At 35.2% G+C, this 15760-nt stretch carries 17 protein-coding genes; 13 read left to right on the plus strand and 4 right to left on the minus strand.

Annotated features, from left to right (window positions below; genetic code table 11):
- Positions 1 to 5 precede the first annotated feature (5 nt).
- Positions 6 to 413: a hypothetical protein gene (locus tag ACVRYP_RS08015; RefSeq protein ID WP_447468211.1), complete on the plus strand. Its 408-nt coding sequence runs from the start codon at positions 6 to 8 to the stop codon at positions 411 to 413.
- Positions 414 to 571: 158 nt separating this feature from the next.
- Here ACVRYP_RS08015 and tnpA read toward each other — a convergent pair whose 3' ends face one another.
- Positions 572 to 1036, minus strand: a complete 465-nt coding sequence (gene tnpA / locus ACVRYP_RS08020; RefSeq protein ID WP_447468212.1) for an IS200/IS605 family transposase — start codon at positions 1034 to 1036, stop codon at positions 572 to 574.
- Positions 1037 to 1252: 216 nt separating this feature from the next.
- Positions 1253 to 2842, minus strand: a complete 1590-nt coding sequence (locus ACVRYP_RS08025; RefSeq protein WP_447468213.1) for a hypothetical protein — start codon at positions 2840 to 2842, stop codon at positions 1253 to 1255.
- Positions 2843 to 3115: 273 nt separating this feature from the next.
- Between ACVRYP_RS08025 and ACVRYP_RS08030 the strand changes: the two genes are divergently transcribed.
- The 3 genes from ACVRYP_RS08030 to ACVRYP_RS08040 all read left to right on the plus strand — a co-directional run bounded on the left by ACVRYP_RS08030 (position 3116) and on the right by ACVRYP_RS08040 (position 5761).
- The gene (locus tag ACVRYP_RS08030) at positions 3116 to 3640 is read left to right on the plus strand and encodes a hypothetical protein (protein WP_447468214.1); all 525 of its coding nucleotides are present in this window, start codon (positions 3116 to 3118) and stop codon (positions 3638 to 3640) included.
- Between the two features lie 483 nt (positions 3641 to 4123).
- On the plus strand, positions 4124 to 4393 hold the full coding sequence (locus ACVRYP_RS08035; RefSeq protein WP_447468215.1) for a hypothetical protein: 270 nt from the start codon (positions 4124 to 4126) through the stop codon (positions 4391 to 4393).
- A gap of 159 nt (positions 4394 to 4552) precedes the next feature.
- On the plus strand, positions 4553 to 5761 hold the full coding sequence (locus tag ACVRYP_RS08040; protein WP_447468216.1) for a replication initiation factor domain-containing protein: 1209 nt from the start codon (positions 4553 to 4555) through the stop codon (positions 5759 to 5761).
- A 50-nt stretch (positions 5762 to 5811) separates the two neighbouring features.
- On the opposite strand, the gene ACVRYP_RS08045 is transcribed toward ACVRYP_RS08040, so the two are convergent.
- Both ACVRYP_RS08045 and ACVRYP_RS08050 read right to left on the minus strand, forming a co-directional pair.
- Positions 5812 to 7023 carry a restriction endonuclease subunit S gene (locus ACVRYP_RS08045; RefSeq protein ID WP_447468217.1) on the minus strand — a complete coding sequence of 404 codons (1212 nt, stop codon included), beginning with the start codon at positions 7021 to 7023 and terminating at the stop codon, positions 5812 to 5814.
- Positions 7024 to 7025: 2 nt separating this feature from the next.
- Positions 7026 to 9104 carry an HsdM family class I SAM-dependent methyltransferase gene (locus ACVRYP_RS08050; protein ID WP_447468218.1) on the minus strand — a complete coding sequence of 693 codons (2079 nt, stop codon included), beginning with the start codon at positions 9102 to 9104 and terminating at the stop codon, positions 7026 to 7028.
- 376 nt (positions 9105 to 9480) lie between these two features.
- Here ACVRYP_RS08050 and ACVRYP_RS08055 point away from each other — a divergent pair, with 376 nt between their 5' ends.
- The 9 genes from ACVRYP_RS08055 (at position 9481) to ACVRYP_RS08095 (ending at position 15628) form a co-directional block, all read left to right on the plus strand.
- Positions 9481 to 10398, plus strand: a complete 918-nt coding sequence (locus ACVRYP_RS08055) for an IS1595 family transposase (RefSeq protein WP_447468219.1) — start codon at positions 9481 to 9483, stop codon at positions 10396 to 10398.
- Positions 10388 to 10819, plus strand: a complete 432-nt coding sequence (locus ACVRYP_RS08060) for a hypothetical protein (protein WP_447468220.1) — start codon at positions 10388 to 10390, stop codon at positions 10817 to 10819. Before ACVRYP_RS08055 ends, ACVRYP_RS08060 begins: the two co-directional genes overlap by 11 nt.
- A gap of 211 nt (positions 10820 to 11030) precedes the next feature.
- The gene (locus tag ACVRYP_RS08065) at positions 11031 to 11318 is read left to right on the plus strand and encodes a hypothetical protein (RefSeq protein WP_447468221.1); all 288 of its coding nucleotides are present in this window, start codon (positions 11031 to 11033) and stop codon (positions 11316 to 11318) included.
- Positions 11311 to 11853 (plus strand): DUF6036 family nucleotidyltransferase, encoded by a 543-nt coding sequence (locus tag ACVRYP_RS08070; protein ID WP_447468222.1) that lies wholly within the window; start codon positions 11311 to 11313, stop codon positions 11851 to 11853. The genes ACVRYP_RS08065 and ACVRYP_RS08070 overlap by 8 nt, the downstream gene beginning before the upstream one ends.
- A gap of 243 nt (positions 11854 to 12096) precedes the next feature.
- Entirely contained in the window at positions 12097 to 12357 is a 261-nt protein-coding gene (locus ACVRYP_RS08075) for a DUF3173 family protein (protein WP_447468223.1), read from the plus strand.
- Positions 12344 to 13495, plus strand: coding sequence for a site-specific integrase (locus tag ACVRYP_RS08080; RefSeq protein ID WP_447468224.1), 1152 nt, complete (start codon positions 12344 to 12346; stop codon positions 13493 to 13495). The genes ACVRYP_RS08075 and ACVRYP_RS08080 overlap by 14 nt, the downstream gene beginning before the upstream one ends.
- A gap of 77 nt (positions 13496 to 13572) precedes the next feature.
- Positions 13573 to 13872 (plus strand): YbaB/EbfC family nucleoid-associated protein, encoded by a 300-nt coding sequence (locus ACVRYP_RS08085; RefSeq protein ID WP_447468225.1) that lies wholly within the window; start codon positions 13573 to 13575, stop codon positions 13870 to 13872.
- 185 nt (positions 13873 to 14057) lie between these two features.
- Complete coding sequence (locus ACVRYP_RS08090; RefSeq protein WP_447468226.1) at positions 14058 to 14843, plus strand: L-threonylcarbamoyladenylate synthase; 786 nt, start codon at positions 14058 to 14060, stop codon at positions 14841 to 14843.
- Positions 14844 to 14887: 44 nt separating this feature from the next.
- On the plus strand, positions 14888 to 15628 hold the full coding sequence (locus ACVRYP_RS08095; protein WP_447468227.1) for an alpha/beta fold hydrolase: 741 nt from the start codon (positions 14888 to 14890) through the stop codon (positions 15626 to 15628).
- The last annotated feature ends 132 nt before the right edge of the window (positions 15629 to 15760 follow it).

Genomic DNA, 15760 nt, shown 5'->3' on the forward strand with positions numbered 1-15760 from the left:
GACTAATGAATATAAAGAAACTAATATTGACCCTACTAACTCTAACACTATCTATTGTCCTTTGTGCTTGTGGTAATCAATCGAATACTAATGATAGTCAGTTATCAGGAACATATTCATATGAAAAAGGCGGTATTGATGGCTCTGAAATGGGATTCGAAGACGAAAACTTAACATTACATTATGAACTAAAAGTCAGTGATAATAAGAATATTCTGAATCTCAATCTTCTTTCTGAGAGAGGAAATAATGTAAAATATCTTTATTCCGAGAAAGTAACCATCGATACAGACAAACAGATTATCAGTGATAGTAATGGTACTGAACTGAAATATTCAGTATCAGGAGATTCTGTAACAATACCTGACTTAGCAGGAGATACAGGGGATACTGTAACTTTAATAAAAGAATAAGCCGTTCAAATTATTAATCATGACCACCCGTCAAACGGGTGGTTTGAACAGGGGCTATAAGCCCACATCACCAGCCAGCGCCTAAAGACGCTGGCTTTCACTTTGTTCAAGCCTCACTGCTCTTGACACGTCACAAACCTCTCAAAGAGGTGTTGGTACTACTTGCCATTATCCCTAAAGGGATCTTCATATTCTTTCACACTCAGTTTATCAAGTACAATATCATGCTTTTCCTGCTCTTGAATATATTTCTTTATGGTGGCTTCATTAAGACCAACTGTGCTCACGTAGTAACCCTCTGCCCCAAAATGGCGATTCCCAAACTTATATTTGAGATTGGCGTGTTTGTCTAACATCATCAGAGCACTTTTGCCTTTCAAATAGCCCATGAAACTAGATACGCTAATTCGCGGAGGAATACTGACCAACATATGAACATAGTCTGGCATGAGATGTCCTTCAATGTTTTCTACACCTTTGTAGCGACATAAACGGTGGAATATCTCGCCTAGACTGCTTCGATATTGATTATAGATGATTTTTCGTCTATACTTAGGGGTGAACACAATGTGATATTTACACATCCACTTTGTGTGTGATAAACTATGTGCCTTTTGTGCCATACTTTTCTCCTTTCGCTTTACAGTGGGCTTGAACACCTCTATTGTAGCGCGTTTGGAGTTTTTTGGGTATAACCTCCATTGCGCACCCGCATAGCGGGTGGTTTATTTGTCTCGCACCTTACGGAGCGAGACGGACTAAAAGTCACATAATAAAACAAGCGATTTCATAGTTATAAATCGCTTGTTTTTCTTTTATTGATAAGTTCATTGTGAATATCACTCTATGCCATACATCCTCCATAAGTTTTCTGGAATATATTCCTTTGGAATACAAGTGTCACTATTCACATTATTTGATGATTTTATAGATGTAAGATTGCCACCTCTATTATATTCTTGACACAACTTTACTATTTCCTCATAGGCTACTGTTTGATTCACTTGAATATTAGAAGAGGTTTTCAGTAATTTTAATTTCCAATATTGAACCCTGCTAAATTTTTCATCATCATCCATAAAAAATGCACTGACTCTTCGAAATACACTATTGATTTTCTTTCTATCTTGTTTAACTTCAATGTACAGATATTCTGTTATGAAAGAATCAATGACATTTGAAAACTTCAGTTGATTTTTACTTCCTCTGAATAGTTCAAACACACTATTTAGCCTATTTGATGGTATCACTCCAAATGCTCTAAGACTTGCTTCAGTGCTTGTGAAATCATATCGGAAAGATTCGGTTTTTGCTAAAGTCATACATTGAATAAAGGTATAAATATGCTCTATATCTAAAAGTACCTTCTCTCTGTCAATCAGCATATAGACTTCATTAGATTGTTGTTTAATATTATTCAAGATTAAGTCACAATATCTCTCACTAATTACCAGAATTGGATTCCTATTCAATTCTTCCAACAAGTTTTGAAAAATAAATTGTTGGATTTCGGCATAGATAACAGGCAGGTATAAATCGGAAAGTAGACGGTAAACCTTTTTTTCCACATCGTTTTTATCCTTTTTATCATCACTTTTAAAATCTGTAAGTACCTCAATAGTCCTTGAAATATCATTAACTATATCTGGTGAAATAATTAATTCCATCGAAGGGATAGTTAGCTTTCGTAATTTACGACTTTTATCTGCTATTAACGTAAATATCCTTTTGTTATAAAAACTTTTTCCATCTTGAGTCACTTTCTCAGGTAAAAAATCATCATCCCCGTCGTAAATCTGTTGAATAATACGGTCAATACTTTGACGACTAATATTTTTATTCGGAAAATCATTGTTTTTTATATAATACCCTATTGGTAGAAAGCCATGATTGAAAAAATATAAAATCTCCTCAACTGAATAATATTTTTTAGGATTAACTAATTCTAGTGTTAATATCATAGCATTCTCAATATATACTTTATACTGACTCTGTGTGTGGTCATCTTTTGAAAAGTCATCATCAACAGGTTGAGAAGATTTTAATAAGACCTCAAGCTTACTGTATAAGCTTAAAACAGTACTTTCTAATAATCGCCTATCTTTCTTTTTCATTTTGAATTGAGCAAAACATTCTCGCAGAAGTTCATGAATTATTTTTAATTCTGTAACTGAATTTGAAGAATCAATATGATATTCTAATCTTTCAACTATTTCTGTTATCTCTAAGCTTTTAGATAATTCATCCATGAATATTTTCCATGAATGGTTGTCAGACCAGATTTTTCTATTGACTACATGACACTCATAAAATAATCTACTTTCTTCTCTCTCAGCTAATATTTTATAAAATTCATCTCTACTCGAACAGCTACTCATGATATTTTTGATGGATAGCTCAATTTTTTTATCAAAAATTTCAAATAACATAGGTCACTTAACTCCTTTATTTTTGTGAAATATTTTTATCTACTTTTCTTCAAATTACGCTCAAACCCTTGTCAAACAAGGACTTGTGGCTATACTCAAAACTCGTTCAAAAACTCATATCTTTTGTTTTTTAAATGTCTTATACTTAGACTCAAGAAGTACTTCAAAAAACGAAAGAGAGGTTTGAATGTGAAAAAAATAATTGTCTATCTCTATAATAACATCTTTCACAAATAAAAAAAGATGATGCTTTCTAAAAGAAAGGAAAACACTATGCTTATTTACCCCGACTGGGACGGCATTCCTGAAGAACTACAAACTAAAATCGTATTATTTGATTTCGACGAAACAAAAAAATCACGTTCCGGCATTGAAATCAAACCAAACGAAGAGTATAAAGTCGTTGGCTTCTCAAATGAAAATCGAGCCCCTATTTTTATCGGCATTATCGTCGGTGAGAATAAAAATAATTTACGTGTTGCAAGCACAAACACAAGACTTGATTCATTTTTGTGTGAGTATGTTTCAAAAAAAGACAAACTGATAAAAGAAATTACTTCTCTTGAGTGTGAGCTTGAAGAAAAAGTTGATTTTAAAAAACGTGAGCTTAACGATTTAGCCGATGAAATTGAGCAACAAAAAAATCAACTCAAAGAATTACAGCTAAAATACAAAAATTGTAAAAAATTAGTTGATTCTGAACTCAGAAAAAACTTTTATAATGGATTGACAGCAACTTGTTTCTTAAATTCTTGTATTCGCTTTATGAAAACTTCTCATAAGTTGAATCTACTTTAGACTTAATCAGCGAATTTTATAAAATTGAGAAAAGTTGATATGGAGTAGTGCGCAGTTTGACGAAAGCATAGATTGTGTAGCGAATGAATCTGCTTTGCAGATAGCGTTATGCATCAAGTCTGAACGATTGCGTGAAGACGCAGAAAATAACGCGTCAGAATGAGTGTAACAATCTATGCTTTCTAGGACTCGCATTAGCATCAGCAACGGTTTCAATTTTATAATTACGATTAAACAAAGCATTCAACTTATGACGTTTTCTTAGTTTACAAATTTAAAAACTTGCTGAAACACAGCTAAAATTTTAACTGTTCAGCAACTAATTTTACAACTTTGCATTTAGATGCTTCGATTGATTTTTTATCGTCAAGAAAGTCTAAATTATAATTCACGATTGAAAAACTATTTACGCTCTCATCGAGAGAAAATATCTTTTCAGTTTATCTGATTAAAAATAACAAATAAAGAAAGAGGAATAATCTTATGATTACAGAAATTATTACGGTAGTCGGAATTAGCAACAAAGAAGAGAAAAAAGAAGGTTGGTTGGCCTGTGTAAAGTCTAACACTGCTTCTTGGAAGACCCTACTACTACCATTTGATAAAAATATCTTTAGTACTATTTTCACAAAATTAGGCATTTATGAGGTCAAACTTGTTGACAATTCTTCCTTTGGAGAAAGACCTAGATATCAAATCGCAGAAGCTAAGCTAATCGTATCATTTGACGAAATACTTAAGGCTTACAAATAAATTATTACTTCTAACCAGTACAAGCTAGAAAACAACTATGGGTTGGGCAATAGGTTGGACTGGTTAGAAGTCCACCTGCGGTAGGCAAACCATAACTCATCTGGATAATGTAATAACCCAGATTCCAGTACAAATACTGTATTACAGGAGAACAAATCAGTGACAAACGATATACTTCAAAACATAAATTTCAAGAACAAACATCTTCATGTCAGTGTAGATGAGCTAACCATAGTGATTCAACCAAACGAAGATACAATTGGTGAATGGCCAAATCATTGGAATCAAATTGCTAACGAACTTTCTGCAATCATTGCAGAAAAACTTTCCCTCCCTTCATTATTTGGAGAAATGATTCAAGAACGGATTTCTCCACAGGGATATACTACTTCTTACAGCTTTGAAAATATGCCCTATTTTTTAAGAATTGCTTTTCATGAAGACTATTTTAAAATGGGAATCATTATTAAATTTTCAGCATCTGCTTTGAGCTTGTACCAACAAGCCTATGAAAATTCCTATAAAGAACCTTTCGGAATCTATGAGATTATCCAAAAGTTAAATGAACCATATTGGAACATGCATTTAAGTAGGATTGACTTTTGTGCTGACTACTTCAACTTTCCTTTATCTGTCAACGACATTTATAGCAATATAAAAAGTCATAAATTTGAAATTATCAATTACAAAGGAAATCGTAATCACTCGAAGATGTCTGCGATTGAAATAGATGCTGACGCTAAAACAGTGACTATTGGTTCACGTAAAAAAGGGTCAAATAGTTTCCTCAAAATTTACGACAAACTCACTGAACAATTAGAAAATCATGGTAGATATGCTCAACTCGCTCAACAATTTCAATCTTGGGTACGATTTGAAGTGACTTTTAGAGGACAATATGCAAAACAACTGACCAAACTAATTCTTTCTCTACCTTCACGAGATATGCTTCAACAATTTATTACCAATAAAATTGCGGAAAAATATTGTTTGTTCGACACGGAGACGAGACAACTAACTGAGTATAGTGAAGCGTTGATTAATTTCTCTACTGATACTTCTCCCTTAGTAACAACTAGCCCTAGAAACAATCAGTTATCACAAAATATACATTATATATTAAAGGGAAGTGGCTTCTTCCCTATGTTAAAAAAGGTAAATGAAATATGGGGCGAATCAGCGGTTGTAATTCTCCTAAAAAGATTACTATTCGAATATGAACACAATTATACCCCAAATCAAGACCTTGCTATTTGGTTAAAGAAAAATGCACTTGAATTACAAATTCTAGAATTTGAGTCATACCTTGATAGTATCATAGAAATTTTTGGGAACTATATACCAGTTTACACCAGACACAATATATAGTAATTGCGAGAATATCAAAAAAGGCGACTTCCAAACGGAAATCGTCTTTTTTACTCATTGACAAAATTTTGACTGGTAGTTATAATTTTATCTTTATACTTTACAATGTCTTCAATAGTCGCTTTTTTGATGGATTGTATATATTGGCTCATATATTTTAAATCAATATTCCCACAGTCATCAACAGGTAATTCTATTGGTATTTCTGCAATAGCATCCAAAGCAAATGATTGTTGTCCCCAAACAAAGTTGGCAAATGATTTTTTCATAGAGCTTATAAGGTATAAAGCTATATTTTCAGTTAAAGAACCGTAAACTTCATTTAACTTGAATACTTGTATTTTATCTCCTGTGAAATAAGAATTTGGTTGATAATACATGGTCGCCGTATCTTGTCCAAATGAGATGGTATTTTTAGGGTTAAGATATTGTTCTTCAAAGTTTATATAACCTCGAATGCCATTTTTACTTTCCCCTCTTGCCACATAAGGGAATTGACCATCAAAAGTGATGCTATTGGCATTTATCTTCTTTTTGGTTGGAACAATATCAAACAATCCCTTTTCATCTACCTCAATCAATTTACCACGCATAACATAAGTCGAAGCTAATTTGAATGATTTAAATTTTGGCTTATAATCTAACCAAATTTGTTCTTCATCTGTCAAACGATAGTCATTTAGGTTAGTTGCTATCAAATAGGCTTCCAGCTCTTGGATACGTTCGGCTTCCAGCTCTTTTATAAACTCTTCCATAAATTCCCAGTCAATATCAGATTTACTATAGTTATTGAGGTCAGAACTGATTTTTAATGGCAAATCAATAGTTTCGTTCTCAACTTTATCATCCCAAGTTGCTTTATTATAGTAATCAAATTTGAGCTGAATATTTGTTTGTAAGCATCGTTGTAAAAATAAAAGCTGTCTATATGTAGGAATCCTGTCTTTTAATCGAATCTGATAAGCATTATACAAAGTGCCTGTTCTTTGTGGTTGAGCATAGACCATTCCAGTTGATATTGCTCCATCATTTACAACATCTAAAGTAAGTTCCTCTGATTCCCAATCACATTCTCTACCATAATACATGATACCATTGTTGCCAGCCTTAGCATTGATAAGTGGTAAATTATACTCTTTCGTTTTCTTAGTAGAAACATCACTTTTCTTGTCAAATGTCTTTTTTAACCGTTTTAATGATAATTTTTCAAAAAGTTCATTATTTTTGAATGTCCCCCAAGTTCTATCTAACAGTCCTTCCATGGCTACTTACCTTGTTCTTTCATAATTTGACCTACTTGCCAAGATAAAAAATCGCTAACAGACTTCTTAAAATCTTCTAGTTGTGGTATACGTTCAATTTTTGCATGCTGATTAAACGTCCAATCATCTCCTTTTAGAGTAATTCTATCTCTGATAACTTTCCTATTTTCTACTGTATAGTAAGTTGTATCAGGTAGGTTTCCTAAAACGATGTCCACAATTTCTTGATACCTTGCTTTAGCATTATCAGTATCACGAAGATTGACGGCTTGGCTAGATTTCTTACGATTTTGACGTGTATAGCCATCTTCTGAAAAATCAATAAAAGTTACTGCCTGTTTTTCATTATGTGGTTCATTTACCTTGAATACATAAATAGCTGTTTGTACACTTGCTTTTCCACCAAATAAATCGTGTGGCATGCGAATTGATGCAATTAAGGAACTTTTCTCTAAGATGCGTTTGGTATATGGTAGTCCTTGGCTTGAACCAGCATTTTCTTGTATTAAAACCGCTCCATAGCCTCTCTCCATTTTTGAAAAAGCTTCTTCAACAAAGTTAAATCCTTTACCAGATGCAGAGTATGGAGGATTCAATAAGAAGACATTAGCTGGAAAACTCTCTCTATGATATAACTCATGGGAGTTTCCATTTTTCATATTACTAGAGCCATCTCCCATCAAAATCATATTAAGAATAGCTAAAATATAGATATTCCCGAGAAGTTCAATCCCAAGCAATTGTTGTTCTTTGATGTGCGAAATCTTATTAGATAATTTTTCCTTATCTTGAATTTTGGAGCGTGCATCTTTTAGCATGGCATCCATTGCCGATACTAAGAATCCACCTGAACCCATCGCAGTGTCCCAAACATAGGAATCCATATCAGTACGTGTCAACTTGACCATCAATTCTGTAACATATCTTGGTGTTAAGACGACATCATTAGATACATCATTTTCAATAGATACCCAGTCGTTGAGGGAATTTAGTATTTTTCCTGTGAAATCAAGTTGTAAATCTGATTCTAGTAATGGAATGATGGTATTATAAATATCAGTAAAAATTTGTTTAATTAAGGATTCTCCATTATAAGGTTTCCAAAGAACTTGTTTTGTGAAAATTGGTCTCAGCAAATCTTCAATCATTGTTATTTTATGGGAATCTGCTTTACGTTTCTTCAAAAATGTTTTGATTCTGCGTAGAATTGTCTGACCGTCATTCTCTACTTTGTCATCATTTCCTTCAAGGGCTTTGGGGGTTAATCGGCTAACTCCACTTGTTTGCAAACCTGCCATGATTAGACCAGAAAAGACATATAATTTCTCATTGGTAGTCAGAGCATTTTTTAAAGATGCGTTTTCATAAATCTCTTGGTGTATTTTCTTGACCGCTTTTTCAAGTTCATCTTCCGTCCTATGAGTTAGAGCTTCTAATTCTTCTTCGGATAGAGTTAGTTTATCTAAAATAGCAAAGAGTTTTTCTAAATTAAAATCTTTCAACAAATCCCATGATTTATCCAAATCAGCAATATGCTTAGGTTGGAATTTATTTAGCTTTGATAGATAATAAGCTTTTTGTTCAGGATTTTTTACTTTGTTATCTTCATCGAGTTCAGTTCCGTTAATCCCTATGAAAATAATCTCATCATAAATTGAAAATTCACTCTCTAATATATTTTTTGCATAATGATAGGCACCATTTACAGCAAATTGGACAATAGCAGTGGGATTAGGGTCGCCTTTTCTATGTGGATTCTTAGCACCTTCTTTTGAATCAGATGCCCATGGTACAATTTGAACTATATTCTCATCTTTATCAATTTTTTCCAGTTTATTCTTAGAACCCTTTGCTTCAATAATAACTGGAATATGTCGGTTCAATGTCTTAGAACTAAGCATTAGCATAATATCAGGGTAATTACTGCCTTGCCCACCAGATTTAGAAGGAGCTGAGGACAAAGCATCAGAAATACTTTTACTCATCAAATTTGCTTGTGTTTTACCATAGTATGTAATACCTAAGTTATCAAGATTTGTTTTGTAAAATTCTTCTACTTTTTCTTCGATAGACTTAGGCATTGCACACCTCGATTCTAATAAAACAAAAAACTCTTCCACAAAAACGTGAAAAAGCCTGTTTTAGTGCTTGACAAAAAACACGTCCGATTACATAATCAGCGTGAGCTGTGAGCTGTGAGCTGTGAGCTGTGAGCTGTGAGCTGTGAGCTGTGAGCTGTGAGCTGTGAGCTGTGAGCTGTGAGCTGTGAGCTGTGAGCTGTGAGCTGTGAGCTGTGAGCTGTGAGCTGTGATTGCGTTCATATCAATCATTTCCTTTACTTTTTGATACTCCTATTATACCAAAATTTTCAGAACTTGCATAGCAGAAGTTTACACTTTTTTTGACTTTATTTCATTCTTGTGCTAAAATTGAATTATCAACAGAGGAGTTTAGTCTATGAAATTTGAGTTTAAGTCATTATTTGATTTACAATCAGCTTTTCCGACAGAGCAAGCATGTATAGACCATTTGGAAGAATTACGCTGGGGTGATGTTGTTGTCAGCCCTTTTGATGCTACATCAAAAGTTTATAAATGTAAAGGCAATAAATATCGTTGTGTGAACACGAAAAAATACTTCAATGTCAAAACAGATACGCTTTTTGAAAATACTAAAACTCCTTTACGAAAATGGTTTATGGCAATTTGGATGGTCACTTCCCACAAAAAGGGTATCTCATCTGTCCAACTGGCAAAAGACATTGATGTGACCCAGAAAACAGCTTGGTTTATGTTGGAACGTATTCGCAAGTGTTTTGGTTCTGAAAACAATAATGACCTAGATGATGTTGTTGAAGTGGACGAGACTTATATTGGTGGTAAAAATAAGAATCGTCATCATTCTAAAAAGGTCAAGAATGCTCAAGGTCGTTCGTTGAAAGATAAATCTGCGGTCGTAGGAATGGTACAACGTCAAGGTAAAGTAAATGCCCATCATGTCTCAGATACCAAAACGCAAACCTTGACAGATGAGATTATCAAATACGTCAAACGTACAGCTCAACTTTACACTGATGAATGGTTGGGGTATAATAAAGTTGCGGATATGTACGCACATGCCTATGTGAATCATGGGGCAAGGGAGTATGTTAATGGAGATGCTTATACAAATACTATCGAAGGCTTTTGGGCTGGATTGAAGCGTGGTGTTCTCGGTATCTATCACTCATGGTCTAAAAAACACCTTCAAGATTATGTTGATGAATTTGTTTTTCGTTACAATACTCGTGATTACTCTGACAGCCAACGATTTAATTTGTTATTGTTAAACGCTGGTGTACGCACAACTTACAAGGAGTTAATCAATGGTTACTGATACAAAAGAACTACACTTTGAACTAGAGCGGTCTATTGCTCGGCGAGTAGATAGCAAGCTTATCCCTTTCCAAGTTAGTATTTCAGATGGTTTTTATAGTAAATACACCAAATTATGGAAAGCTATTTTCTCTATAGATTTTGTAACAGAACATCGTTCTTTTTATGCCTATTTAACAAAAGATTGCGTGTACGACAATTTGGAACAAATTGACCGTAAAAGTATTGCCAAGCGAATAGCTGAATTAGAGGCATTAGCAGATGTATCGGAAACAAAAGAAGACTTTTGTCAATTCTTTGAGAAAAAGTACAATCGAAAACTACCAGACTATAGCATCTATATCTACAAAGAAGAAAAAGAATTATCTGATTTTGATAACAAATTGTTAGTTGCTTTGAAATTTAATGATAAGAGAGCGTAAATCATGGGCAATACGATTGAATTTTAAACAGTCTTAGATGGTACTCCTATCTATGTTCGGTCTGTTAGCGATAATGAGATAGAGCAAAGATACAATCAAGAAACAGCAAAAAGCATTCGCCATACGGATAGAATGCTCGCAGAAGAAACTCTTCGTCCCATATCAGAAGACATTGATAGTTATTGGGAGAAGTTGATGGAGGAAATTCACAATGACAACTTGGTATGATTACATGGTTCGTGCCAGCGAACATGCTCAAAAAGATGGCGATTTATGGTTTCGCTATCTTTACAAGGTTATTCAAGATGGCGAAACCAAACTAACAGCTGATGATGTTGAGCAATTACTAAAGAATCCAAATGTAACGCCATTCCAAAAAATAACCTTGCAAGATGCTTTAACCGAAGGCACTCATACACGAGAACATGTCTTACAGGCAAATCGTAAGACACCGCCTAAAGATATTTTAAAGTTGTTTAGAGAGGGAAATTATGGATAAAAAAGTTCTCTTTGACGCTCTGAACAGTGGACTTACCACAGAAAATATTACACTTGAGATTATCTGTGTAGGTGGATTTGTTCTTGAGTATTATGATTTACGAGGAACACAAGATGTAGATGCCTTTTATCAAGAAGATGCTAAAATCAGAAGTATTATCAAAAAAGTCGGCGATGATTTTGGAGTAAATGAACCTGATGAATTGTGGCTAAATAATAACGTTGCAAATATGAATAAAATACCACCACGTTCTATCTGCATAAAAGCATTTAGCTACTCAAATTTGACTGTTCTTGTACCGCCCTTATCCTATATTCTTGGGATGAAATTAGATAGTGGGCGAGATAGGGATAGACAAGATGCAGGCGATATTATTAAGTTGGCTAAAATTCGCTCTATAAAAGAGGTTATCAATAAACTCAAAGAATATGGTTTTCAACCAGACCTTTCTCTGATTTTAGAAACCTTTGAGATAGCTTATGGTATGGAATGGTTGGTAGAGTATATGACCGAACATCCTGATGAATTTAGATAAGTCAAAAGACGATTTCCATTCGGAAGTCGCCTTTTTTATTTTTCTCATAGATACCACATCTTGTGGTTAGTGTAAACTGGTATATAGTTCCCAAATTTTTTATATAAAAAACGCTCCTTCTTCCCCAGAATCCGCCAAGAAACCAAGAAGAAAGAACGCTGAATAATGTGAAGATAAGGCAAACTTATCCCTTGCCCATTATCTCACAGATTTTATTTGAAAGAAAGTATGAGAGGCAAAAAAATGATTAGTATCGTAAACAAAGATGATATCGTTAAGCTAACTGGATTTTCTGAATCTCAAGCCCAAAAACTTATCAGAGAAGCCAAAGTAAGATTAGTTTCTGAAGGATTTTCTTGGTACAATAACAAACGTATCGGACGAGTCCCAATCAAAACTATCGAAGACATTCTTGGTTTTGAGTTATCCCAAAAACATGATATAATAGCTAACGTACAAGAAGATACTGCTCTTGAAAAAGGAGTTTCAAATGGCAGTAACTAGACAACAAAATAAAAAATGGAAGGTGGATATTAGCGACGGTTATGATGCCGTAACTGGCGAACAAAAACGTCACAGAAAAACAGATTTTAAAACACGCAAAGAAGCTGAACGATATGAGGCAGATTATCGTATCAATAAGCTACATCAAGTCACTCATAAAGATAAAGTTTCTGTTTCCTATCTATACTCACTCGTTAAAGAAGAAGATGAGCTTCGAGGCAATAAACGAGGAACAATAGATAGTCAAGAATCTTACTATCGAGTATACATGTCTAAATACTTCAAAAATGCGGACATGCGAGCTGTTTCCATCACGGACATCAAAGAATATAGAAATTGGCTTAAAAGCCAACCTAGTGTAAAAGGTGGAACACTAACTAACTCTCATGTTAATCAACAAATGATTTTCGTCCACAAAATGTTTGATGTTGCAATTGCCAATCGTATTCGTCAAGATAATCCCTGTAATGGATTGAGACGATTGCCACAGCAACATAAAGAAATGGCGTACTATACCCCTGAGCAGTTCAAACAGTTTGATGCACTTTTTGAAGAGCATGAATACCCTTTCCAACTCTTGTATCGGGTACTGATGTTTACTGGGATACGTCTTGGTGAAGCACTAGCCTTGACTTGGAAACAGGTCAATCTTGATGAAAAGTACATTGATATTCGTTATTCAGCCTACTATCGTAATGGAAAAGTACATATAGGAACTGTTAAAACTACACAATCCAATCGTCGGATTTATATACATTGTGCCTTCGCGGAAGAACTAAAGCAATGGAAAGAAAAACAGTCTCAGCTACTAAATGAATTTACTGATAATCCAAGTAGTCTACAAATTTTTCAAGCAACTCCAGAAGTATTGACTGGTCCAAATGTCTCTAATTTCAGAGTCGTACTTAAGAAACGCATGCCCAAAAATCTTAAATTAATTCGCAACCATGATTTCAGACATTCTCATGCTACATTTCTAGTTTCTCAAGGTTTACGAAATGGAGAGGGTAAAGACTACATTTTCTTTACTTTGATGAAACGATTAGGACATAGCTCTATTAACACTACAATAAATATCTATTCACATTTATTTCCAACTCAACAAAAAGAAATCGCCTCTGCCTTTGAAAATTTTTAACAATAAGGCAAAATAAGGCAACGAAAATTTAACAAGAGGGTCTAACCCCTTGATACGAAAGGAATCTAGAAAATCTTATGATGAATATGCAACAAATGATGAAACAAGCTCAAAAGCTTCAAAAACAGATGGAAAGCAGTCAAAAAGAGTTAGCAGCAACTGACTTTGTCGGTAAGTCTGCCCAAGACTTAGTGATCGCAACCTTTTCAGGGGATAAAACCTTAAAAGCCATCGACTTTAAGGCTGATGTCGTTGATCCTGACGATCTGGAAACCCTGCAAGAAATGACGCTTCAAGCTGTTAACGATGCCCTAACTCAAATCGACAAAGCTACAGAAAAGTCTATGGGTGCTTTTGCAGGCAAACTCCCCTTCTAGTCGTTAGGCTAAAGATGCCCAAAATGGTTCACCCAGTCAAGACAAGTTTAAGCTCTATTATGATTTTAAAGGAGTTGTTTTAGTAGGTCTACCAGGCTTGCTTTTTCTTTTATTTTTGTTATAATATGAATTATCTGAAAATTGAAATTTTCAATAGAATTTTCCGATTAGAAATGAGGAGTTTTATGACTAAACAACTGCATTGGGATGGTAATCTTTCTAAAGAAGGCCTTGCTATTCTTCAAAACCCTGGTGGCCTTATTGTCTGTCCGACCAAGGTCGGCTATATCATTATGACCAGCGATAAAGAGGGATTGGAACGTAAATTTGACGCTAAAGAACGTAAACGCAACAAACCAGGTGTTGTCCTTTGTGGCAGCATGGAGGAATTACGTGAACTCGCGCAGCTAACACCTGAAATTGATGCCTTTTACCAAAAGCATTGGGATGAAGATATTCTTCTTGGCTGCATTTTGCCATGGAAACCAGAAGCTTTTGAAAAACTCAAAGCTCACGGGGATGGCCGTGAAGAATTGATGACCGATGTGCGAGGCACCTCCTGCTTTGTGATTAAGTTTGGGGTCGCCGGGGAACAAATTGCCAAGGAAATGTGGGAATCTGAAGGAAAGATGGTCTACGCTTCTTCAGCTAACCCATCTGGTAAAGGAAACCGTGGCAAGGTCGAAGGAATTGGTGAACGCATTGCTTCCAAGGTCGATCTCATTTTGGAGGCAGATGATTACGTGGCTTCTATCCAGCCTGACAAAACCATTGAAACGCGCTACGAACAAGGGGTCATGGTCTCAATGGTAGATGCAGAGGGAACCTTAATTCCTGAGCAAGGAGCGGATAGTCGTTCCATCGAGCCCTGTCCAGTTGTTATCCGCAAAGGCCTTGATATTGACAAGATTATGATGCACTTATCCGATCATTTCAACTCTTGGAACTACCGCCAAGGGGAATACTATTAAAGCTGAAAAGCGCCGTTTGGCGTTTTTTATGTTATCATAAGTTTATGATTCCTATTTATTTTTTAGGTGGCCTTGGGAGTAATCCCTATCATGCCATGGATTTGATTAGTCAACTGCCCTTTCCTGTAACAGTTCTTGAATTACCTGGACATGGAGAGGCTTTTGACACGATTCTTACTAATCTTATCGACCTGCACCTTTGGTTTGAAGAGAGGGTCAATACAGCAGAACCTTTTTACCTGATTGGGCATTCAATGGGTGCTATGCTTTTTTCCTACTTAGCGAGCCAATACAAGACTACAGAAAGCCTTATTCTTATCGATGGTGGCTATTTTAATCTTGATGCCCTAGTCAGTCTAGAAGACGAATGGCTACAAACTCGAGCTTATCTGGAACAACAAGTCTTCCAAAATCCAGAGGAGATCATTGCCCAAGAACAGCAAGATGCTCTTTTTTGGTCTGAAAACCTTCATAAAGCTAGTTTGGCTAATTACATAGTAACTGAAGATGGCCTCTGGAAATTAAACCTGAACCCCTCAGCTCTTAAGGAGCTGCTATCCCTTCAGCGGCATTGCCAAGGCTTTCTCCCTCAGGTTACCTGTCCTACCTTGTTGATTCCACAGACACGCAACTGCCCTGATTGGAAAACAGAGATGATAGAGCAACTCCCCCAAACCATTGATATCCAAAAATTGCTACCAGTTGGCCATAGCCCTCATACCGATAGGCCCCATGAAGTAGCAAAAGCTATCAAAGACTTCCTTTTGTCTAGCAAGAAACTATAATCTTGTTAAGAGAGTCTCTCTTCTGGCGTTAAAAATACTATAAAGTTACTTATTTCAAAAAACAGCCGTTCTCGTCTAACTCTGGTGATAAGTGCAGTGTCAATTCTTTTATTAGTCAAACTGGGAGGTTAC

The sequence above is a fragment of the Streptococcus rifensis genome (genome assembly GCF_053203525.1).